The 19,804-nt window shown below is 63.3% G+C and carries 19 protein-coding genes; 13 read left to right on the plus strand and 6 right to left on the minus strand.

All coding sequences use genetic code 11. The features are described from left to right. Positions 1-31: 31 nt before the first annotated feature. The 9 genes from AC6I99_RS01705 (at position 32) to AC6I99_RS01745 (ending at position 11,410) form a co-directional block, all read left to right on the plus strand. A complete protein-coding gene (locus AC6I99_RS01705) occupies positions 32-1,582 on the plus strand; it encodes an aldehyde dehydrogenase family protein (protein WP_497943775.1) in 1,551 nt (516 codons plus the stop codon). After that, positions 1,579-2,697, plus strand: a complete 1,119-nt coding sequence (locus tag AC6I99_RS01710) for a tartrate dehydrogenase (protein WP_224094856.1) — start codon at positions 1,579-1,581, stop codon at positions 2,695-2,697. The genes AC6I99_RS01705 and AC6I99_RS01710 overlap by 4 nt, the downstream gene beginning before the upstream one ends. Further along, entirely contained in the window at positions 2,694-3,677 is a 984-nt protein-coding gene (locus tag AC6I99_RS01715) for a D-2-hydroxyacid dehydrogenase (protein WP_497943773.1), read from the plus strand. Before AC6I99_RS01710 ends, AC6I99_RS01715 begins: the two co-directional genes overlap by 4 nt. A gap of 45 nt (positions 3,678-3,722) precedes the next feature. Next, positions 3,723-5,237 (plus strand): CoA-acylating methylmalonate-semialdehyde dehydrogenase, encoded by a 1,515-nt coding sequence (locus AC6I99_RS01720; RefSeq protein ID WP_497959933.1) that lies wholly within the window; start codon positions 3,723-3,725, stop codon positions 5,235-5,237. 39 nt (positions 5,238-5,276) lie between these two features. Further along, a complete protein-coding gene (locus tag AC6I99_RS01725) occupies positions 5,277-6,317 on the plus strand; it encodes an NAD(P)-dependent alcohol dehydrogenase (protein ID WP_497959936.1) in 1,041 nt (346 codons plus the stop codon). A 131-nt stretch (positions 6,318-6,448) separates the two neighbouring features. Further along, complete coding sequence (locus AC6I99_RS01730; protein ID WP_497959939.1) at positions 6,449-7,996, plus strand: ABC transporter substrate-binding protein; 1,548 nt, start codon at positions 6,449-6,451, stop codon at positions 7,994-7,996. 31 nt (positions 7,997-8,027) lie between these two features. Beyond that, positions 8,028-8,969 (plus strand): ABC transporter permease, encoded by a 942-nt coding sequence (locus tag AC6I99_RS01735; protein WP_497959942.1) that lies wholly within the window; start codon positions 8,028-8,030, stop codon positions 8,967-8,969. Next, complete coding sequence (locus AC6I99_RS01740; protein WP_497959945.1) at positions 8,953-9,798, plus strand: ABC transporter permease; 846 nt, start codon at positions 8,953-8,955, stop codon at positions 9,796-9,798. The genes AC6I99_RS01735 and AC6I99_RS01740 overlap by 17 nt, the downstream gene beginning before the upstream one ends. Next, positions 9,791-11,410 carry an ATP-binding cassette domain-containing protein gene (locus tag AC6I99_RS01745; RefSeq protein ID WP_497959950.1) on the plus strand — a complete coding sequence of 540 codons (1,620 nt, stop codon included), beginning with the start codon at positions 9,791-9,793 and terminating at the stop codon, positions 11,408-11,410. The genes AC6I99_RS01740 and AC6I99_RS01745 overlap by 8 nt, the downstream gene beginning before the upstream one ends. A 6-nt stretch (positions 11,411-11,416) precedes the next feature. Here AC6I99_RS01745 and AC6I99_RS01750 read toward each other — a convergent pair whose 3' ends face one another. Next, positions 11,417-12,265: a LysR family transcriptional regulator gene (locus AC6I99_RS01750; protein ID WP_497959953.1), complete on the minus strand. Its 849-nt coding sequence runs from the start codon at positions 12,263-12,265 to the stop codon at positions 11,417-11,419. A gap of 85 nt (positions 12,266-12,350) precedes the next feature. Between AC6I99_RS01750 and AC6I99_RS01755 the strand changes: the two genes are divergently transcribed. Then, positions 12,351-13,229 (plus strand): EamA family transporter, encoded by an 879-nt coding sequence (locus AC6I99_RS01755; protein ID WP_497959956.1) that lies wholly within the window; start codon positions 12,351-12,353, stop codon positions 13,227-13,229. Positions 13,230-13,267: 38 nt separating this feature from the next. Here the strand turns inward: AC6I99_RS01755 and AC6I99_RS01760 are convergent, their stop codons facing one another. The 4 genes from AC6I99_RS01760 to AC6I99_RS01775 all read right to left on the minus strand — a co-directional run bounded on the left by AC6I99_RS01760 (position 13,268) and on the right by AC6I99_RS01775 (position 16,371). After that, the gene (locus AC6I99_RS01760; protein WP_497943767.1) at positions 13,268-14,062 is read right to left on the minus strand and encodes a TIM barrel protein; all 795 of its coding nucleotides are present in this window, start codon (positions 14,060-14,062) and stop codon (positions 13,268-13,270) included. After that, positions 14,059-15,234, minus strand: a complete 1,176-nt coding sequence (locus AC6I99_RS01765) for a Gfo/Idh/MocA family oxidoreductase (protein WP_497943766.1) — start codon at positions 15,232-15,234, stop codon at positions 14,059-14,061. The genes AC6I99_RS01760 and AC6I99_RS01765 overlap by 4 nt, the downstream gene beginning before the upstream one ends. Positions 15,235-15,314: 80 nt before the next feature. Further along, positions 15,315-15,551 carry a hypothetical protein gene (locus tag AC6I99_RS01770; protein ID WP_497943765.1) on the minus strand — a complete coding sequence of 79 codons (237 nt, stop codon included), beginning with the start codon at positions 15,549-15,551 and terminating at the stop codon, positions 15,315-15,317. Positions 15,552-15,654: 103 nt separating this feature from the next. Beyond that, positions 15,655-16,371 (minus strand): hypothetical protein, encoded by a 717-nt coding sequence (locus tag AC6I99_RS01775; protein WP_497943764.1) that lies wholly within the window; start codon positions 16,369-16,371, stop codon positions 15,655-15,657. Positions 16,372-16,767: 396 nt separating this feature from the next. Between AC6I99_RS01775 and AC6I99_RS01780 the strand changes: the two genes are divergently transcribed. Beyond that, positions 16,768-17,751, plus strand: a complete 984-nt coding sequence (locus AC6I99_RS01780; protein ID WP_497959958.1) for a LacI family DNA-binding transcriptional regulator — start codon at positions 16,768-16,770, stop codon at positions 17,749-17,751. 92 nt (positions 17,752-17,843) lie between these two features. Here the strand turns inward: AC6I99_RS01780 and AC6I99_RS01785 are convergent, their stop codons facing one another. Beyond that, positions 17,844-18,008 (minus strand): hypothetical protein, encoded by a 165-nt coding sequence (locus tag AC6I99_RS01785; protein ID WP_224094884.1) that lies wholly within the window; start codon positions 18,006-18,008, stop codon positions 17,844-17,846. Positions 18,009-18,218: 210 nt separating this feature from the next. Here AC6I99_RS01785 and AC6I99_RS01790 point away from each other — a divergent pair, with 210 nt between their 5' ends. Beyond that, positions 18,219-19,040, plus strand: coding sequence for a hypothetical protein (locus AC6I99_RS01790; RefSeq protein WP_224094886.1), 822 nt, complete (start codon positions 18,219-18,221; stop codon positions 19,038-19,040). Further along, the gene (locus tag AC6I99_RS01795) at positions 19,024-19,773 is read left to right on the plus strand and encodes a LamB/YcsF family protein (protein ID WP_224094888.1); all 750 of its coding nucleotides are present in this window, start codon (positions 19,024-19,026) and stop codon (positions 19,771-19,773) included. The genes AC6I99_RS01790 and AC6I99_RS01795 overlap by 17 nt, the downstream gene beginning before the upstream one ends. The last annotated feature ends 31 nt before the right edge of the window (positions 19,774-19,804 follow it).

The raw sequence follows: 19,804 nt of genomic DNA on the forward strand, positions 1-19,804 counted from the left end.
ATTCCGCTAGCCAGGCAAGGTAAAGGTTCCCATGAGTTCATCAACAACCGTCGCTGGAGCGCGCCTAAAAACAGCTGAGGAAACGGCCTACCGGCGGGCAAGCGTTGCGGCGCTTCCCGGAGGCGCATTCCTCGAAGGCCTTTGGGAGACCGCAGACAGGATCCTGGAAGTGCGGGACCCTGAAGACGGCGTGCTGTTGGGCACTGTGTGTTCTTCAACCCCGCAGGATGTCCGCCGGGCGGTTGCCCACATTCACCGCCACCTCCTGGACGATGAATGGCCTCTCCGGGAACGCCGCGAGGCCCTGGAACGGGCTGCAGTGCTCCTGGCTGAGCAGTCGGTACGGTTTTCGGAGATCATTGCCGCCGAGAGCAGCAAGACCATCAACGAGGCCGAGCGTGAAGTGCGCCGGTGCATCGAGACGTTGCGGCTTTCGGCGGCAGCGTCGAGCGAACTCGTGGGGGAAACTCTCGGCTTTGAGGACAGCATGGCGGGAGCCAACAAGATCGGCTGGTACAGCCGCAAGCCTGTTGGCATCATCGCCGCCATTACGCCCTTCAACGATCCGCTGAACCTCGTGGCACACAAGCTGGGCCCGGCGCTGATCGGAGGCAACGGCGTCGTACTTAAACCCTCAGGCCGCACGCCGCTGACCGGGCTGGCTTTCGTTCAGCTGTTGCTTGAGGCCGGTGTTCCGACAGGTCGCATCGCCGCGATCGTGTCGGGACCCGGGGTGTCCGAAGCGATCGTGACCGACCCCCAGGTGGACCTCATCTCTTTCACCGGCGGGCCGGCCACGGCCGACCGCATTGCTGCCGCCGCGGGAGCAAAGAAGATCCTTTCGGAACTGGGCGGCAACAACGCTACGATCGTCTGCGCCGACGCTGAACCGGCGGCTGCTGCTGGGGCGATCGTCGCCGGGGCATTCGGGGTGGCCGGCCAGAACTGCCTGTCGGTCCAGCGCGTTTACGTCCACATTTCGCTGTTCGACGAAGTCCTTGAAAAGGTACTCACGGGGACAAGCGCACTCCGCGTCGGAGCGAAGATGGACCGCAGTACCGATATCGGCCCGCTCATCAGTGAAGCGGAGGCCCGGCGGGTGGAGGCATGGGTGGAGGAGGCCAAAGCGGCCGGCGCCACTGTCCGTGTGGGCGGACAGCGCCACGGCGCCTTCTACCAGCCGACCGTTCTCACCGATGTGCCGGCAGACGCCCGCGTCATCATTGAGGAAGTGTTTGGCCCCGTGGTCAGCATCATGCCCTTCATCCAGATCTCCGACGCCATCCACGCGGCCAATGCCTCCGAATACGGGCTCCAGGCTGGTGTCTTCACAGAATCCATTGACCTGGCACTGGCAATTGCCGACAAGCTGCATGTCGGGGCGGTGGTCATCAACGAGACAAGCGACGTCCGGATCGATTCCATGCCCTTTGGCGGGTTCAAGAAGTCCGGGGTTGGCCGTGAAGGCGTCAAGCACGCAGTCCGCGAAATGACAGAGCCCAAGAGCACCATTATCAAACTGGCGGAGCCCGCCACCCGCTGGCAGCAGCTGACGGGCACCTCAGAACGGAACGCATCATGACTACCCACAAAATCGCGGTCATCGCGGGCGACGGTATCGGCAAGGAAGTGGTCCCTGCGGCCATCGAAACCCTTGAGCGAATCGCTGCGATCCACTCCATCAACCTGAAGTTCACGCACTTCGACTGGGGATCTGACTACTACGCCCAGCACGGCCGCATGATGCCGGTGGACGGCCTGGACCAGCTGGCTCAGCATGACGCCATTTTCCTGGGTGCCGTTGGCTCCCCGGAGGTCTCCGATGCTGAATCGCTGTGGGGGTTGCTGATTCCCATCCGCCGCGAATTCCAGCAGTACATCAACCTGCGGCCGGTAAAAACGCTCGACGGCGTGAAGTCGCCCCTGGCGAACAAGGAACCGATCGATATCCTCATCGTGCGTGAAAACAATGAGGGGGAATACTCGGAGGTCGGTGGGCGCATGTACCGCGGGCTGCCCCACGAAACCGCTGTCCAGGAAACCATCTTCACCCGCCTGGGAGTGTCCCGGGCAGCGCACTACGCCGCCTCGCTCGCGTCCTCCCGCAGGGGCCATCTGACCTCGGCCACCAAGAGCAACGGCATCATCCACACCATGCCGTTCTGGGACGAGGTAGTGGAAGAAACCACCCGCCTCTACCCTGACGTAACGCTCACCAGCGAACTGGTGGACGCCTTGGCTGCGCACCTGGTCCTCAAACCCTGGACCCTGGACGTCATTGTCGCCTCCAACCTGTTGGGCGACATCCTCTCGGACCTGGGCAGCTCGGTCACCGGTTCCATCGGTGTGGCTCCCAGCGCGAACCTGAATCCCGACGGTGATTTCCCATCCCTCTTTGAGCCGGTGCACGGATCTGCTCCGGACATCGCAGGGAAGGGACTGGCAAACCCGGTGGGCCAGATGTGGTCCGGCGCGATGATGCTGCAGCACCTGGGCCACCCGGAAGCCGCTGAGCACCTGCAGCAGGCATTCGAGGCAGTGTTGCGCGAGGGCCTCGGGACCCGCGACGTGGGAGGCCCGTCGTCGACGTCGGAATTCACCGCCGCTGTTTTGGCCGCTATCGATGTGATTGATGTGGCTGGCTCGATCGAGACCAGTGCGGCGACCAAGCCCGCGGGAGCACCGGCGTCGTCATGACGGTTACCCCTGGACGCAAGAGGCCTGTTGTTGCGGCACTGTATCGGGAGGCTTTGCCGCCCCGGTTGGAGGAGATCGAAGCCCTGGCCGAGGTCCGGCTGACCAAGGCGGAGGGACTGGCTGAAGCGATGGACGGTGCGGATGTCCTGTACCAGTGGCATTCCTTTTCCCCTGCCTTGCGGGAGAACTGGGACGCAGCGTCATCGCTGAAGTGGGTCCATGTAACGGCAGCGGGCGTTAGCCAACTCCTGTTCGACGAGCTCATCCAGAGCGACGTGGTCTACACGAATTCCCGTGGAGTCCTGAGCCGTGCAATTGCCGAATTCACGCTGGGTTTCGTCCTGGACGTTGCCAAAGACTCGCAGGGCTCGTTCAAGCTTCAGCAGCAGCAGCGCTGGCAGCACAGGGTCACCCGTAAGATCCAGGGTCAACGCGCCCTGGTGGTGGGCACCGGTTCCATCGGGCGGGAAATTGCGTCCCTTTTCCGTGCAGTAGGCCTGCAGGTCAGCGGCGCCGGGCGAAGCAGCCGTCCGGGAGATGAACTGTTCGAGCACATCCATTCATCCCGGGACCTGGCCGGGATCGTCGGCGACGTCGACTATCTCGTCCTGGCAGCGCCACTGACCGGGGACACCAAGGGACTCGTGGGCGCTGACGTACTTTCCGCCATGAAATCCACCGCGCACCTGATCAACGTGGGCCGGGGGGAACTGGTTCGGACCGACGCGCTGGTGGAAGCCCTGGCCTCCGGATCCATTGCCGGTGCAGCACTGGACGTGGTCCATCCCGAACCGCTTCCCGCCGGACATCCTTTATGGAGCATGGACAACGTCATCATCACACCCCACATGAGCGGCGACACCGAGGACTACCTCGACGATCTTGGGCAATTGTTCGTGGACAACCTGCGACGGTTCAGCCAAGGCGAACCCCTGCTGAACATCGTGGACAAAAACCTTGGTTTCGTCCCTGTGTCTTGATCCTGTTTCCCGTTTCCCAGCTTTATTTTCCTAAGGAACTTTGCCATGAGCACCTCAACGACGACGCTCACCCAAATCAACCATTTCATCGGCGGCGCCGAGTCCACAGGTGAGGGGGAACAGACCAAGCCCGTCTATAACCCGGCGACCGGGCAGGTCACGGCTGAGTTGCGCCTGGCGAACGAGGCTGACCTGAACGCCACGGTGGCTGCTGCGAAGAAAGCAGCGGAGTCCTGGGGTGACATTTCCCTGGCGAAGCGCACCGCGGTGTTGTTCAAGTTCCGTGAACTGGTCGCCGCGCACGTGGATGAGCTTGCTGAGTTGATCACGGCCGAGCACGGGAAGGTGATCTCCGACGCGAAGGGTGAGATCGGCCGTGGTTTGGAAGTGATCGAGTTCGCCTGTGGCATCCCGCAGCTGCTCAAGGGTGACTACTCGGACCAGGTCTCCACCGGAATCGATGTGTTTTCCTTCCGCGAACCGTTGGGAGTCGTTGCAGGGATCACGCCGTTCAACTTCCCGGTGATGGTGCCGTTGTGGATGGCCCCGATGGCCATCGCCACCGGCAACGCGTTCATCCTCAAACCCTCCGAGCGTGACCCGTCCGCGCCGATGCTGCTGGCCAGGCTGTGGAAGCGGGCCGGTCTGCCCGATGGGGTGTTCCAGGTCCTGCACGGCGGCAAGGAAACCGTTGACGGGCTGCTGACCCACCCCGACGTGGACGGCATTAGTTTCGTGGGTTCCACCCCGATTGCGCAGTACGTGCATGAGACCGCCACGAAGCACGGCAAAAGGGTTCAGGCCCTGGGTGGTGCGAAGAACCACGCCATTGTGATGCCCGACGCGGACCTGGACAACGCCGCGGACCACCTCGCGGCTGCCGCGTTTGGTTCCGCGGGGGAGCGCTGCATGGCGATCTCTGTCGCCGTGGCTGTGGGGGACGCTGCGGAGTTGCTGGTGAAGAAGGTTCAGGAACGTGCGTTGGCGGTGAAGGTCGGCAACGGCACCGAACCCGGCGCGGAGATGGGCCCGGTCATCACCCCGGCCTCCAAGGAACGCATCCTCAGGATCGTCACCGAAGCAGAAACCGCCGGCGCGGCCATGGTGGTGGACGGCCGCGACCTGGTCGTCCCCGGCCATGAAGAAGGGTTCTGGGTCGGTCCTACCGTGATCGACCACGTGGGCACCGAAATGACCGCCTACACCGAGGAAATCTTCGGACCCGTCCTCGTAGTGGTCCGCGTCGCCGACCTCGAGGAAGGCATCGCGCTGATCAACGCCAACCCGTACGGCAACGGCACCGCGATCTTCACCTCCTCCGGTGCGAACGCCCGCAAGTTCCAGCGCTCGGTCACGGTCGGGATGGTGGGCATCAACGTGCCCCTGCCCGTCCCGGTGGCCTACCACTCCTTCGGCGGCTGGAAGAACTCCCTCTTCGGCGACAAGCACATCTACGGCCCCGAAGGCGTCTCCTTCTACACCCGCGGCAAAGTCATCACCTCCCGCTGGCCCGAACCCACCCACGCCTCCGAAGCCTCCTACAACTTCCCCTCCAACTAACAGCCGCGTTCCGGGGCCAACTGCCGAAAGAAGGATGACATGCCTACTACCGTGAAGGCCTATGTGGCCTCGTCTGCTGCCTCGGCACTCACCCCCGGCACGGTGCAGCGGCGCGATCCCGGCGATTTCGACGTGCTGATTTCCATCAAGTACACCGGAATCTGCCACTCCGACATCCACGCCGCGCGCGGAGACTGGGCCAGCAACTACCCCCTGGTGGTGGGCCACGAGATCGTCGGAGTGGTGGAAGCCGTCGGTCCAAAAGTCACCCGCCATGCGGTAGGGGACCGGGTGGGGGTGGGCTGTTTCGTTGATTCCTGCAGGGAATGCGTCAATTGCCGGGCAGGGGAGGAACAGTACTGCCTGCAAGGTGCAACGAGCACGTACAACTCTTTCGGCCGTGACGGGCAGCCCACCGCAGGCGGTTACAGCACAGGAATCGTCGTGGATGAGAACTACGTCCTCCGGATTCCCGATGGCCTGCCCCTCCAGGAAGCGGCCCCGCTGTTGTGTGCGGGAATCACCATGTACGCGCCGCTGCGTAACTGGAAAGCCGGGCCAGGCAAGCGCGTGGCCATCATAGGTATGGGCGGTCTGGGCCATATGGGGGTGAAGATCGCAGCGGCCTTGGGAGCCGAAGTCACGGTACTCAGCCAATCGCTGAAGAAGCAGGAGGACGCCGTCAGGCTCGGCGCCACCAGCTACTACGCAACATCTGAACCCGCCACCTTCGAATACCTGAAGGGCCAGCTGGATCTGGTCATCAACACCGTCTCCGCGGACATCGATGTGGATGCGTATCTGTCCTTGCTTGCCTTGGACGGCACCATGGTCCTCGTCGGCCTGCCCTCCAAACCGTTGAGCCAGCGCGCTTGGTCGCTGGTGGAATTCCGACGCAACCTCAGCGGCTCAAGAATGGGCGGAATCCGCCAAACACAGGAAATGCTGGACTTCTGCGCCGCCCACGGCCTCGGAGCAGACGTGGAAGTCATACACGCAAACCAGATCAACGAAGCTTTTGAACGCGTACTCGCCAGCGATGTCCGCTACCGCTTCGTCATCGACGCCACAACGTTCTGAGGCACCCTGCTGAAGGGCAAATTATTACGGACGCCGAGAACGCCATTTCGCGGAAATAAAGAGGTAAGGCTAACCTAAATAGTCTTCAATTTCCTCTGTGCTTCCCCGGGCACACTTATCAGGCGGTTCCATTGCGCAAACTCAGCCCATTCGCAGCCCTTGGTCTTGCGGCCCTCCTTGCCCTAACGGGTTGTGGCCTGAGCGGGGCCCAGACGGGTACCGCCGGGAAGGTCGCGGATACCAACCAGCGCATTGTGGTGGACAACTTCCGTGCACCCGTTGCCAACTGGGCGCTGGAATCCGACTCCGCGTACATCCTGTCGCTGTCCGGGTGCCTGGAGACGCTGACCAAGTACGACTCCGCCGAGGGCAAGGTGGTTCCGTTCCTTGCAACCGAATGGAAGCAGGTCTCACCCCTTGAGTGGGACTTCACCCTTCGCCAGGGCGTCAAGTTCCAGGACGGAACCGACCTCACTGCCGAGTCGGTGGCTGCGGCCCTTAACGCCGTTCTCAAGGCCAAGGTCCCTGCCCGGGCATTCAACCCGGGCATTGTCAGCGGTGTCCAGGCCATGGATGCCAAGACAGTTCGTGTGACAACTCCTGCGGAGAGCCCGCTGGTGCCGTACCGGCTTGCCAGCGTCAACACCGGCATCCTGTCGCCGGCCGCTTACCAGGGCGCAACCGTGGACCCCTTCGGTCACTGCACCGGGCCGTTCGTTCCCGTGTCCGAGAAGGCCAAGCAGTCCCTGACGCTGGACCGCAACAAGAACTACTGGGGCGGCGAGGTGCAACTCGCTGGAGCCGAAGTCCGCTTCATCACCAACGGCGCAACCCGCGCAGCCCAGGTCCAAACCGGGGAAGCCGACATCTCCCTTTCCATCCCTGCCTCGGGCCTCTCCACGCTTAAGAACGCGCCCGAGGTTTCTGTTCTCAAAGCCAACTCGCCCCGCACGGCGACGCTCTACATGAACAACGGACGTGTTCCCTTCAACAACGTCGACTTCCGCAAGGCCCTGCGGTCTGCACTGGATCTTGATGCCCTGGCGGCCAGCGTCTACGAGGGCGCAGCCCTCCCGGCAGCGGGACCATTCGCACCCTCCGAACCGTGGGCAACAGGCAAAGCAAGCGCGCCGAAGCAGAACATTGAGGAAGCAAAGAAGCTCCTCGCCGATGCTGGATACAGCGCGGACAGGCCCTTGGAGATCATTGCCATCGTCGAACGGTCGGAATTCGCCGACGTCGCCACCGTGATTCAGGACAACCTGAAGAGCATTGGTGTCCCCGTCACTATCCAGGCCAAGGAATACGCCTCCGCTGAGCCTGATGTTCTGGCCGGCAACTATGACATGATCCTCAGCCAACGGAACAGGCTGATAGATATCGCAGATCCGATCGGCTTCCTCACCGCGGATTACACGTGCAAGGGCAGCTACAACCTCAGCCACTTCTGCAACGAGGAGTACGACTCCACCATTGCCGAAGCGGCCCGGACGTCCAACACCGAGGAACGCTACAAGCTGTATGCCAAGGCCGGCCAGATCCTGGATGACCAGGCCGTGAACCTCTGGCTGGTGAACGAACAAGCAACTGACGCCATCCGCAGCAACGTCCTCTCCTACGTTCAGGACCCGCTGTCCCGTTACGTCCTGACAGCCCAGACCGCAAAGTCCGGCTCCTAGCAGCGAGCCGGGACCAACGAACCAACCCCGCATGATCATGTTCCTTGCGAAGCGGACGGCGACCCTCGTGGCCGCCGTCCTGCTGTCGTCTTTCGCTGTTTTCCTCATCCCCTACGTCACCCCGGGCGATCCTGTCCGCAAGATCATCCGCTCACGGGTGGCCGGGGATGTTGTGGACGATTCCACCGTCCAGGCCCTCGGCCAAAGCCTGGGCCTCCACGATCCACTCCCTGTCCAGTACTTCCGCTGGCTCGGAGATTTCTTCAGCGGCGACATGGGGCTATCGCACATCAGCCGGACGCCCGTTGTTGACCAGGTAATGCCCGCTCTCGGCATCACCCTCAGCCTGGTGATCGTGGCACTGGGCATAGCGGTCATGGTTTCGCTGCCGTTGGGGATCGTCGCAGGACTGAAACAAGGTGGCAAGGCCGACAAACTGATCACCACCATTACCCAGTCCTTCATCGCCATGCCCGAATACTGGCTGGCGCCGCTCCTGGTCCTGGTATTCGCCCTCAAACTGTCCTTGCTGCCGTCAGCTGGCTGGAACACCACATCCTCCATAGTCCTGCCGGCGGTAACCCTGGCCCTGCGACCCATCAGCTTCTTCACCTCAGCGGTGCGCTCCGGCATGATCGATGCTTTGGAAGCAGAGCACATACAAGCCGCCAGGGCCCGCGGTCTCAGTCACGCCCAGACCGTCATGCGGCACGTCATTCCCAACGGGTTGGTCCCGTTGTCCACTCTTTTCGCCGTATGGTTTGCCGGTCTCCTGGGAGGTTCGGTCATTGTGGAGGTCATTTTCGCGATTCCGGGCATGGGACGGCTCCTGTACGACGCCGTGGTGAACAGCGACATTCCCCTGGCGCAGGGCGGTGTTGTCGTGGTCGTTGCATTGGCCGTAGCAATCACCACCCTCGCGGACTTCCTCCATCGGATCCTCAGCCCTAAGGTGAGTGGCGCCCTTGCGTAAGCTCTCAGCGGTAGACAAGGCCGCCGTCGTCGGTCTCGCCGTGGTGGTGGCCGCTGTAGCGGCCGCGCCCTGGCTGACGCCGTTCCCGCCGGACGACCAGGACCTTGCCGCGCGCCTTGCATCGCCCAGCGCCACTCATTGGCTGGGAACGGACCACCTTGGGCGGGACACCCTCAGCAGATTGCTCGACGGCGGCCGCTTCTCCTTGGTGGTGGCGGCACTGGCCACGGTGCTGACTGGACTCGTCGGCCTGGTGATCGGCGTGCTGAGTGCGCGCCGCAAAGGCTGGCTGGACGAGTTCTTTACGCGCACGAATGATGTACTGCTCGCCTTGCCGGAGATGGTGGTGGCACTGTTTATCGTGGCTGCGATGGGTACCGGATTCTCATCGTTGCTGGTGGCCCTCACGGTTACGGGGTGGACGCCGTTCGCCCGGCTTGCGCGAACGCTTGCCTATGACGTCTCTGCACGCGGATTCGTTGAAGCGGCGCGCGTGGTGGGCTGTTCGCCGTCGTTCATTATTTTCCGCCACATCCTTCCGCACCTGGCAGCGCCGATGCTGGGACAGGCGACGCTGCGGTTCGGGCAGCTCCTGATCAGCGTCGGAGCGCTGTCCTACCTTGGGCTGGGCGTCCAACCGCCGCAATCCGACTGGGGCTCCATGGTGGCAGCGGCCCAACCGTACGCTGAACGTGCTCCGTGGGGGATCATCGCCCCCGGACTTGCCATCTTCCTGGTGGCTCTCTGCGTCACCCTGATCGGCCAACGGGCCTCCCGCCGGGCAGCGGATCCCGTGGATGTCCTTGTAGTGGAGGGCCAGCATGCCTGATCTCATCATCGAGGACCTGACCGTCCGCAGCGCGGCCGCACAGCCTCATGTCCTGCCAGGGCCACCAATCCTGTCCGGCGTCAGCCTGACGGTCCGGCCGGGCGAGTTTGTTGCCCTGGTGGGAGGCTCGGGCTCGGGAAAGACGATGACCGCCAAGTCCGTCCTGCAGTTGCTGCCGGAGCCGCTGCGGATTGAATCGGGCTCCATCCGGCTGGGCCCGCTGGATGTAACGCAGGCGCCTGAAGCAGAGCTAAACCGTATCCGTGGGGGCCGGCTGGGCATGCTGTTCCAGCAGCCCAAGAGGATGTTCAACCCGAACAAGACCATCCGTAAGCACCTCAAGGAACCGCTGAAACTTCACGGTGGCCTGGGTGGCAAACCGGCGGACCGGAAGGTACTTGAGCTGCTCGCCGAAGTGGGTTTCGAAGATCCGGAATGGGGCGCGCGGGCCTACCCGCACCAGCTGTCCGGTGGGATGGCACAACGGGCAATGACCGCGATGGCGTTGGCCGGCCAACCCGAAATCCTGCTGGCAGACGAGCCCACCTCCGCCCTGGACAAGGTGCTGGAAAGCCAGATCCTGGAATTGCTGGACCGTGAGCGCAGGCAGCGTGGGCTCGGCATTCTCTACATCACGCACAACCTGGCTTCCGTGGCAGCCTTTGCGGACCGGGTTCTGGTGATGGACGCCGGGAAGATCGTGGAATCCGGCACCACGGAAGCAGTTCTAGGCAGCCCCAAAACTACCTACACACGGAAGCTCCTGGACGCATCAAACCTGTTGCCCACCAGCATCACGGACGTCACCCCGGAGGGCCGTAGCGTGCTGACCCTGACGAACGTCGTCAAACGCTTCGGGGCCCGGAAGCGCTTCGGCCGCGGCAACATGGACCGCCCAGCTTTGAACTCCGTTTCGCTCGACCTCAAACGGGGCGAGATCCTAGGTGTGCTCGGCCAATCCGGGTCCGGGAAAAGCACCCTCGCAAGGGCAATCGTCGGGCTGGAAGGGATCAGCGGCGGCAGCATCACCCGTACCCTGGCGGCAGGCGAGGCCAGTCCGCCAACCGCCGTGCAGCTGGTTTTCCAGGAACCCCACGATTCCTTCGACCCCCGAATGACGCTCCGCGCCAGCCTTGAGGCTCCCCTCCGCCGCAACATCGGTCTCTCCTCCGCCGAGCGGTCACAGCGCCTTCACGACGCCATGAAGGAAGTGGAACTGGAACCGTGCCTACTGGACAGGCGCCCTGGACAATGCTCCGGTGGGCAACTGCAGCGCGTCACGATTGCCCGGGCGCTCCTGTTGGAACCCGAGATTCTCATCTGCGACGAAGCCACCTCGGCGCTGGACGCACTAACCCAGCGGACCATTCTTGACCTGCTGCAACGCCTGCACCGGGACCGTGGATTGTCATTGATGATCATCACCCACGACATGGACGTCGTGCGGCACATGTGCCAACGCGTGGCCGTGCTCTTCCAGGGCCGCCTGGTGGAACTTACCGACACCCACAAGTTCTTCGCCGAGCCCCAGCACGAGCACAGCCGGGATCTGGTGTCCGCAGCGATTCCCTGCCGGGGGCTCCACCTTAAAAAGATGCGCGCGGCGAGCTAACACTCATCACGCGTACAGCCCCGTCAGCAGTTCCACAATCCGTTCGCGCTCCTGAGGTGGATCCTTCGTGGACCACGCGAGGTACACGGGCACGGGCGCAACGTCACGGACCGGCCGATAGATGATGCCCCGACGTCGATACTGGTGGGCCGTGGACTCGGCAGTCATCCCGCGCGCCGCCCCGCTGCCGATCGTCGTCAGCCAATCGTCCACATCATTAATGGGCACGATGTCCGGCCGCGCCTCCTTCGGCCATAGCTCAAGCGTTGTGCTTCCGGTCCGCAAGTCCATGGCCACGGGTCGCTGGGCTACCTGCGCCAGGGTCACAGAACGCCGTGAGGCCAGCGGATCGTCCGAGGACATGGCACAGTACCGCTTCTCCTCACCAATCCGGACATGTTCGACGCCGGCCGCATCCGGAAGGCGTCGAAGGATAGCGAAGTCGGTGGTTCCATCTGCCAGGCCGCCGGTAGGGGAATTGGAGTGCAGGAGCTGCAGCTCCACACCAGGTATTACGACCGCCCATCGGCGCTGGAACTCCATGGTGTGCGCGCCTAAAGCGGACCACGCGTAGCCGATCCGGACCTTTCCAGTACCGGACCGGGCCTCCCTTTCGAGGTCGCCCAGAAGTGAGAGGATCCGCCGCGCCTTGGCCACGACGCGCTCGCCGGACGGGGTTAAGCCGACGCTGCGGGTGGTCCGTTCCAGCAGCCGTACCCCGAGAACTTGTTCGAGCCCGGAGATGTTGCGTGAAACGGCAGCTTGGGACATTCCCAGTTCAATAGCTGCGTCTGTGAACGTACCCTCCTCGACTACAGCCAGAAGGCACCGCAATTGCCTCACCTCGACGTCCATGGCCCCATCCTATTCATGCGCCCACCGCATAAATAGCATCGTCCATGCATTTAGCGGATACGTTGCCCGAGCGCAGAATTTCACCATGATCGATACGAGGGCAATTGGAGTAAAGCCGTCCCGGAAGGCCGGGGGTGCGGCGACGCTACTGGCCAGCGCACTTTCCAACCAACTTGGCGCCGCAACGGCATCATTCGCCTTTCCGGTCATGGGACCTGTAGGTGTGGTGGCGGTGCGCCAGCTCGTGGCGGCTGCAGTTCTCTTGCCTATCGTCAGGCCGCGGTTAAGGGAATTGAGTTGGCGGCAATGGTGGCCCGTCCTTCTGCTCGCAGTCTCGTTCGGCACCATGAATCTCGGCCTGTATGCGTCCATCCAACGGATCGGCCTTGGACTTGCCGTCACCCTCGAGTTCCTTGGGCCCCTGGCTGTGGCCTTGATCAGCTCGCGACGAAAGAGCAGTGCGGTCTGCGCTGTGGTCGCTGCATTCGGCGTCCTGGCCATCACCCGGCCCGAGGCATCCATGGACGTCGTAGGGATCGGCTTGGGGCTCATCGCCGCTTGCAGCTGGGCCGCCTACATCCTCCTGAACCGGACTGTCGGCCAAAGAGTGCAGGGCATCCAGGGCACAGCAGCCGCAACAGGAGTGTCGGCGACGCTGTTCCTGCCTGTCGCCGTCGTGGTTTTCATCAGTCAACCACTGGACGGCCTGGCCGTTCTCTGCGCCGTGGCGGCGGGAATCTTCGCATCCGTGCTGCCTTACGTGGCTGATCTGATCGCGCTTAGGCGGGTCCCCGCGAACATGTTCGGTGTGCTCATGAGCATCAACCCTGTGTTTGCGGCGGTCATCGGCGCCGTGATCCTGCACCAGGACCTGGCCGCGGGGCAGTGGGTGGGAATCGGGCTGATCGTCGCCGCCAATGCCGGGGTGCTGCTGCGGGAGCACTACCCATCTGAGTCGCATTAGAGCGCGTTTAGAGCCGTCTAAACGCGCTCAGCTGCGACTCAGTTGGGAGAGAACGCGGCGCGGAAGGCTGCCAACGCTGCGTCGCCCGCCTGGATGCCCTGGCCGCCGATTGCATTGGCCTCCATGCCAATCACACCCGTGTACCCGGCGTCGCGGAGTGCTTTGGCGATGGACGGGTAGTTGATCTCGCCGGTCCCTGGTTCGAAACGGCCCGGCACGTCGGCAACCTGGATCTCACCCGTAAAGGGCTGGGCTGAGCGCACCAGCTCAATAAGGTTCCCTTCACCGATCTGTGCGTGGTAAAGGTCCAGCATCATCTTCACGTTGGGATGGTTGACGGCCTTGACCAAGGCGTGTGTGTCCTTGGCGCGTGCCAGCGGAATGCCGGGGTGGTCCAGGATGGTGTTCAGGTTTTCCAAGGCAAACACGATGCCGTGCTTTTGGCCCAGTCCAGCCAGCTGTTCCACGGTTCGCAGGCCGGTCAGCCACATCTCACCGGTTGACCGCTGGAGCGGGCGGACAGCCCGTCCGCCTTCACCGAGTTCGCCAGGGTGAACCACCATGCGTTCGACGCCCAGCTCCAGTGCCGTGGGGATCAGCTTCTCTGCGGAGGCCAGGACTTCATGCGCAGTGGCAGGATCAATGACGCTGCCGCCGAAGTAGCCGCTCATGGAGGAGAACGTGGCGCCGGTTGCTGCGAGGGCCGGGATGTCCCGGCCACGGGTGTCCCAAAGCTCCACCTCGAAACCTTGATCGTGAATGCGGCGTACCCGATCGATTAATGGCAGCTCGCCGTAGACCATCTCGGCGCAGACCGCCAGTCGGAAGCTCATGCTCCGTGCCCTACGGCCTGAAGCTGTGCTGCCGCCTTAAGCTGTCCTGTCGGATGCGTTTCGGCTGGACGAAGGTCCGCAATCGATGAAACGTCAACGGGAAGCCCCGTCCGGGCTGACGTGAAAGCGGCCAGGGCGACCGCGAGGGCGTTGCGCGCATCCACGCCCCCGGGGGCAGCTGCAGCGGCGGGCGGGTTTGCCGGCGTCGTGCGTTCACTTGCTCGCCCGCGGCGTGCGGCGACGTCGTCCGCGAAGTGGGCCAGCTCTGCCGTATATGCATCGTGGAAGAGATCGATGTTCAGGCGGGTGGTGTCCGAGCCGATGCCGGCGGTTGTGTAGCTGGTGGTGTTGGTGGCCTGTGGGCTGCCTGCGGTGACCATGCCGGCAGAGCCGAACACTTCGCCGCGGACGTCGTAACCGTACAGGGCGTTGAAGTTGGCTTCGGCTACAGCGATGGCGCCGTTGCTGTACGTGACAGTGACAACCGCAGTGTCCAGGAGGCCGCCGGCCTTGGCCTCGGGAGCAATCAAAGCATCTGCGACTGCATGGACTTTCACGGGGACGGCGCCCGGATTCAGCCAGTTCAGGGTGTCGAAATCGTGGATCAGGGTTTCCAGGAAGATGGTGCCGGGGGCGATCCTCTCCGGGTTGCTGATGCCGGCTTCGGTGCCGGGATCGCGGGTGAGGGAGCGGAGCAGCTGCGGGACTCCGACGGCACCGTCGTCGATCAGCTTCCGGGCGGCGGCGAAATCCGTGGAGTAGCGGCGGTTGAAACCGAAACGGAGCACGACGCCGGCACTTGCCGCCGCTTCAATGGCGGAGTCGAGTTCGGCGATGGTCCGTCCGCCAGGCTTCTCGCAGAACACGTCCTTGCCGGCTTTGGCGGCAGCGGATATCAGCTCGGAATGGAACCGCAGGGGAGTGGCGATAAGTACGGCGTCCACATCGGGATCGGCGAGGACGTCGGCAACATCGGTGCTGATTTTGGTGACGCCGAGGCGGCTTGCCAACGCTTCCAGGGCTGGCAGGACCGGATCAGCAATGGCTTCCAACCGGGTGTTGGGAATCCTCCGGGCAATGGATTCGGCATGGAATTTGCCGATCCAGCCGGCGCCGATTACAGCGATGCGGACAGGCCGGTCCTCGATGACCGGGTGCTGAAGGTACGTCATTATTGTTCCTCGATTCACGCGTCTAGATCGTTCTAGTGAACCAATGGTTGCATGTTCGGGACGCTGCCGTCTAGATCGTTCTAGATGCCTCTTGTGCCTGGTTGGATGGCATCGTTCCGCCGGGCACGTGCATGGGGAAGATGACGCCCGAAGGCCAGCCTGATGAGCGGGGTCAGCAAAAGGAGCAGCAGGACGCTGCCAACGCCAACAATGACAGTGAGGAAAACCAGGCCGGCCATGAACAGGAGGTGGATGTCGGTGGTATCCGCAAGCGGTAGGACGGCCGCTATTGCCGATACCTGGTTGAGGGTGTTCATGTGTGGCTCCTGACGCGCATCGGTTGCTCGTTCGAACACTTTTTAAGTGCGCTTAGGAGAAGAAAAATGTCGCCGTTGCGGCAACACGTTCAGGGCTGCAGGATCACGAAGCCCGCAGGGGCATGTCCTGGGCCAGTTTCACCACAATCTTCTTGTCATTGCCGGGGTCCAAGGGGTCGTACCAGAGCGTGGTCTCCTGACCATCAATCACGGGATCGGCGGCATTGATCAAGAGGGGACGCTGCACCCATCGTTGGACGCCACTTGAGTCGTGAAAGGTAAAGGTCACCGTGGCGAGGATCCGGGCGCTGTCGCGGAATGCCACATAGCCTTTGTCGCTGACTCTCGCGGACGTCATGATGCCTGTGCTCATCACACCGGCCTCACGTTCGGCAACAAGCCGCCTTTTCTGCGCTGCCATCACCCCAAGGAGCACAAGAAACAGTGACACGACGAGGCAGCCCACGCCTATCCACGTCAGGATGGCAGGGTATTCGAGACCGACCGCGGCCACCGCCACACCGGTTGCCGCACCAAGCCACATCAGCGCTCCGCCCAAAGTGAGCCCAAGTTTGCGGTGCTTCATCACGATGGCTGTCCAGGCGATGGAGCTCAGGACAATCAGGGGGATGCTGGAGATGATGGCGGCCAGTGCCAGGCCGGGAGGCTCCTCCGACTCGATGGCTGTGATGTGGGGCCAGCCAAAGCCGGCCGCCAACCCAGCGACGAACTGGAAGGCAAGCGTCAGCACCACGGCAAGCGGGCCGGGGCGCTTGTTGGCGCGCAGTTTCCGGAGGGCGACGGGATCCACTGTGCTCATGGGGTCATTAAACAGGTCTTGTGGAAAACAGCCAGAGCGCTCGCCGGAATACGGCGGGCGAATGTTGCCCGGAGGACGCCGATCGGGGAACGCTGAAGATTATTCCAAAACCCCGCGTCACGTTTCCGCAGGCCAAAGCACATATCCAGTGCCCAAGTCGTTGTGCCGCGTAATGTGCCGTTGCCCTTTTCGGCGCATGTCCGCGGACAACGCTGAGTTGGCAGTGATGGATGTGGTGGGTTCTGGGGCCCACCCGGGGCGCCGTCACTGCGATACCGGGCTAGTGCGGTCGGTCGTCTGAGTCGCGACCGGCCGCATGTCCGGGGGCAGGATTCGTTTGCGCCGTTTGTGTCTTAGATCGTTCTATAGACTGGCTGCGGGCGAAGGAGGGCCACGATGGGAAAGCGTCCCACACTGATGGACGTCGCTGAAGCGGCAGGGGTTTCCCGTGCGCTCGTTTCCATCGTGATGCGGGACGCTCCTGGAGCCTCTGAAGCCACGCGGCTTAAAGTCCAGCAAGCTGCCAAGGAACTCGGCTACCGTCCCGATAGCCGTGCGCGTCTTCTCCGCAGCAGCCGAACGAGGTTGCTGGGTGTCAGCTTTTCCACGTCGCACCCGTTCCACGCCGAAATCGTCGATGCCGCTTACGCCGGAGCAACTGTGCGCGGCTACGATATCGCGCTAAGCGCAGTGGCCAACGGCCGGCCGGAATCGCGTGCCGTCGAGTCTCTCCTGGATCTGGGTTGTGAAGCCCTGATCATGATTTCTCCAGCGCTGGGGGAGGACGAGCTGGCCGGATATGCCGCAAGGCTCCCTGTGGTCAGCCTGCTCCGCGACGACGTCGGCGAATCCCTGGACTCGGTCAGCAGCGATGACGACGCCGGTATCCGCATCGCAGTGGAATATCTCACCTCGCTGGGGCATCAGAGAATTGCCCACGTAGACGGTGGGGACGCTGTTTCGAGTCCGCAACGCCGCGACGCATTCCGGGCAGAGATGGCTGGCCGGGGGCTGGAATCCCGGGTGATTCCCGGTGGCGCCACCGAAGAAGACGGCCTCCGGGCTGGTCGGGAGCTTCTGGAGGACCTGCCCACCGCCGTCCTTGCCTTCAACGATCGCTGCGCACTGGGCATCTGGGAAAGCTTCCGGGCAGCTGGGCTCAGCGTCCCTGAGGATGTGTCCGTCCTCGGTTACGACGATAGCCAGTTCGCCCGCCTTAGCTACGTCCAGTTGTCCTCCGTGAGCCAGGACGCCCCGCTCCTGGCGCGGGCCGCCGTCGACCGTGCCATCGATCGGCTGGAAGGCTCGACGCCGCCTGCGCACCTTGTGCGGACACCGCACCTCGTTATCCGCAACACCACCGGGCCCGCCCCAAAATAGCCCGCGGCCGGCTCGGTGGGTTCATGACTAGCGCACGCCAAGGGCTGGCCGCCCCTGAAGGCGACCAGCGGTAAGTGCGGGAGGAGCCGGAGTTATGAAGCGCCCGCCGGCGGGGCGTCGTCGTCGAAATCGGGCCCCTCGGCAGCATCCTGGCTGTGGATGCCGGTATCGTGCGAAACCCAGCCTTCCGTCTCTCCCTCTGCAGGAGCATCGGTGTGGTGCCGGATGATGTGCTGTGTCTTGTCGTTTGCGTTCATTACGGATACTCCCTGTCCGTGCTTGGACTGCTTCCGTGAGTGCACTCAAGTCTACGCCGGCCCGGCTCTCTTGAGAGGTCCGCTCTGCGCTGAATCCTCGCCCGGAAACGCGCAGAACAGGCCTCTCAACGGGCCATACGAAGCTACGGGTGGCATAGGCTGAACGCAGTAGTTCTCCGCGAAACGACTAACTGCCATGCAGAGGTGAAGATGCCCAAGCGCCCCAACCCGGCGGTGAAAATCGCCCAAGAGACAGCCCATAACGCAGTATTCGACGCCCAAGGCAACACCAAGCCGGGTGTGCACAATGTCTTGCTGCGCGCCGTCGAAATCCAGCGGCCACTAGTCCTGGCTAACCTGCGCAGGATGCAGCGCAGGCATCCAAAGGCGTCGCCCGCGCAGCTTGCCGCGAAACTGGAGCGCGACTACTTGGCCGCCATCACCGGCGGGGGAGCTGCCGTGGGGGCCACCGCCGTCGTTCCCGGTATCGGAACCGCAGCTTCGCTGGGACTCTCTGCCCTTGCCACCGTCGGGTTTCTGGAGACGACGGCGCTCTATGCATCAACACTGGCGGAGCTCCACGGCATCCGGCTGACGGACCCCGAACGGGCAAGAACGATGGTCATGGCCATCATGCTCGGCGAGGAAGGCACGTCTCTGCTGGGTGCCCTCAGCGGCCAGTCCCTTGGACGAGGCAAGGGCGTGACCAATGCCTGGGGCACGACACTCACCAAGAAGATTCCCGGCAGTGGCTTCGGCGTCATTCGCGATGCCATCCAGCGCGCGTTCCTGAAGAACCTCCTGAAGCGCCAAGGCTCCGCGTTCCTGGGACGAGCCCTGCCGTTTGGCGTGGGTGCCGTGGTGGGTGGTGCCGGCAACCTGATGATGGGCCGCGCCGTCGTCGCAACTGCCAAGGAAGCCTTTGGTCCGCTGCCCGATACGATCCCCGGCGAACTGCTGGCAGGCGCACCCACCAACGAGACCAACAACAATCTGACGCTGGAAGGCGGTAACAGTGGACCTCAACGCTGATCTGGGGGAGTCGTTCGGCTCCTGGACCATGGGCGACGACGCCTCGATGTTCCGCATCGTGAGCAGCGCCAACGTGGCCTGCGGTTTCCACGCCGGAGACCCACTGACCATGCTGGACAGCTGCCGTGCCGCTTTCGAACTGGACGTTCGCGTCGGCGCGCATGTGGGGTACCGGGACCTGGCCGGCTTTGGACGGCGCTCGCTGGACATGACCTTCGACGAACTGTTCGGCGATGTCCTCTACCAACTCGGCGCCCTGGACGGCATGGCCCACGCCGTGGGGGCTTCCGTGGATTACGTCAAACCGCACGGCGCGCTGTACAACAGGATCGTCCACGATCCCGACCAAGCTGAGGCCGTGGTGGCCGCAGTCCACGCCTACGATCCCGGGCTGCCGGTGCTGGGATTGCCGGGCTCGGCCTGGCTGAAGCTGGCCGAGGAATCCGGACACCCGGTCTTCCGGGAAGCATTCGTGGACAGGGCGTACCTTCCTGACGGCACACTGGTCCCGCGATCCGAGGAAGGCGCAGTGCTGCACGACCCCGCAGCGGTAGTCGCCCAGGCCGTTCGGCTGGCGACGCGTAAAGAAGTGGTGGCCGTGGACGGAACCATTGTCCCGGTGAGCGCCGATTCCCTCTGCATCCATGGCGATACTCCTGGAGCTGTGAACATGGCCGCCGCCGTTCGGGCAGGCTTGGAGGAAGCAGGGGTGGAAATTGATGCGTTCGCCTAGTTTGTCCTGGAACGCACCTTGAAGACGAGGT

This window comes from Arthrobacter sp. TmtSoilC77 (assembly GCF_059739415.1).

Bases quoted from the DNA above. Each gene is read 5' to 3' on its own strand.
- AC6I99_RS01705 (WP_497943775.1), top strand. From the start codon at position 32: ATGAGTTCATCAACAACCGTCGCTGGAGCGCGCCTAAAAACAGCTGAG.
- AC6I99_RS01710 (WP_224094856.1), top strand. From the start codon at position 1,579: ATGACTACCCACAAAATCGCGGTCATCGCGGGCGACGGTATCGGCAAG.
- AC6I99_RS01715 (WP_497943773.1), top strand. From the start codon at position 2,694: ATGACGGTTACCCCTGGACGCAAGAGGCCTGTTGTTGCGGCACTGTAT.
- AC6I99_RS01720 (WP_497959933.1), top strand. From the start codon at position 3,723: ATGAGCACCTCAACGACGACGCTCACCCAAATCAACCATTTCATCGGC.
- AC6I99_RS01725 (WP_497959936.1), top strand. From the start codon at position 5,277: ATGCCTACTACCGTGAAGGCCTATGTGGCCTCGTCTGCTGCCTCGGCA.
- AC6I99_RS01735 (WP_497959942.1), top strand. From the start codon at position 8,028: ATGATCATGTTCCTTGCGAAGCGGACGGCGACCCTCGTGGCCGCCGTC.
- AC6I99_RS01745 (WP_497959950.1), top strand. From the start codon at position 9,791: ATGCCTGATCTCATCATCGAGGACCTGACCGTCCGCAGCGCGGCCGCA.
- AC6I99_RS01750 (WP_497959953.1), bottom strand. From the start codon at position 12,265: ATGGACGTCGAGGTGAGGCAATTGCGGTGCCTTCTGGCTGTAGTCGAG.
- AC6I99_RS01755 (WP_497959956.1), top strand. From the start codon at position 12,351: ATGATCGATACGAGGGCAATTGGAGTAAAGCCGTCCCGGAAGGCCGGG.
- AC6I99_RS01760 (WP_497943767.1), bottom strand. From the start codon at position 14,062: ATGAGCTTCCGACTGGCGGTCTGCGCCGAGATGGTCTACGGCGAGCTG.
- AC6I99_RS01765 (WP_497943766.1), bottom strand. From the start codon at position 15,234: ATGACGTACCTTCAGCACCCGGTCATCGAGGACCGGCCTGTCCGCATC.
- AC6I99_RS01770 (WP_497943765.1), bottom strand. From the start codon at position 15,551: ATGAACACCCTCAACCAGGTATCGGCAATAGCGGCCGTCCTACCGCTT.
- AC6I99_RS01775 (WP_497943764.1), bottom strand. From the start codon at position 16,371: ATGAGCACAGTGGATCCCGTCGCCCTCCGGAAACTGCGCGCCAACAAG.
- AC6I99_RS01780 (WP_497959958.1), top strand. From the start codon at position 16,768: ATGGGAAAGCGTCCCACACTGATGGACGTCGCTGAAGCGGCAGGGGTT.
- AC6I99_RS01785 (WP_224094884.1), bottom strand. From the start codon at position 18,008: ATGAACGCAAACGACAAGACACAGCACATCATCCGGCACCACACCGAT.
- AC6I99_RS01790 (WP_224094886.1), top strand. From the start codon at position 18,219: ATGCCCAAGCGCCCCAACCCGGCGGTGAAAATCGCCCAAGAGACAGCC.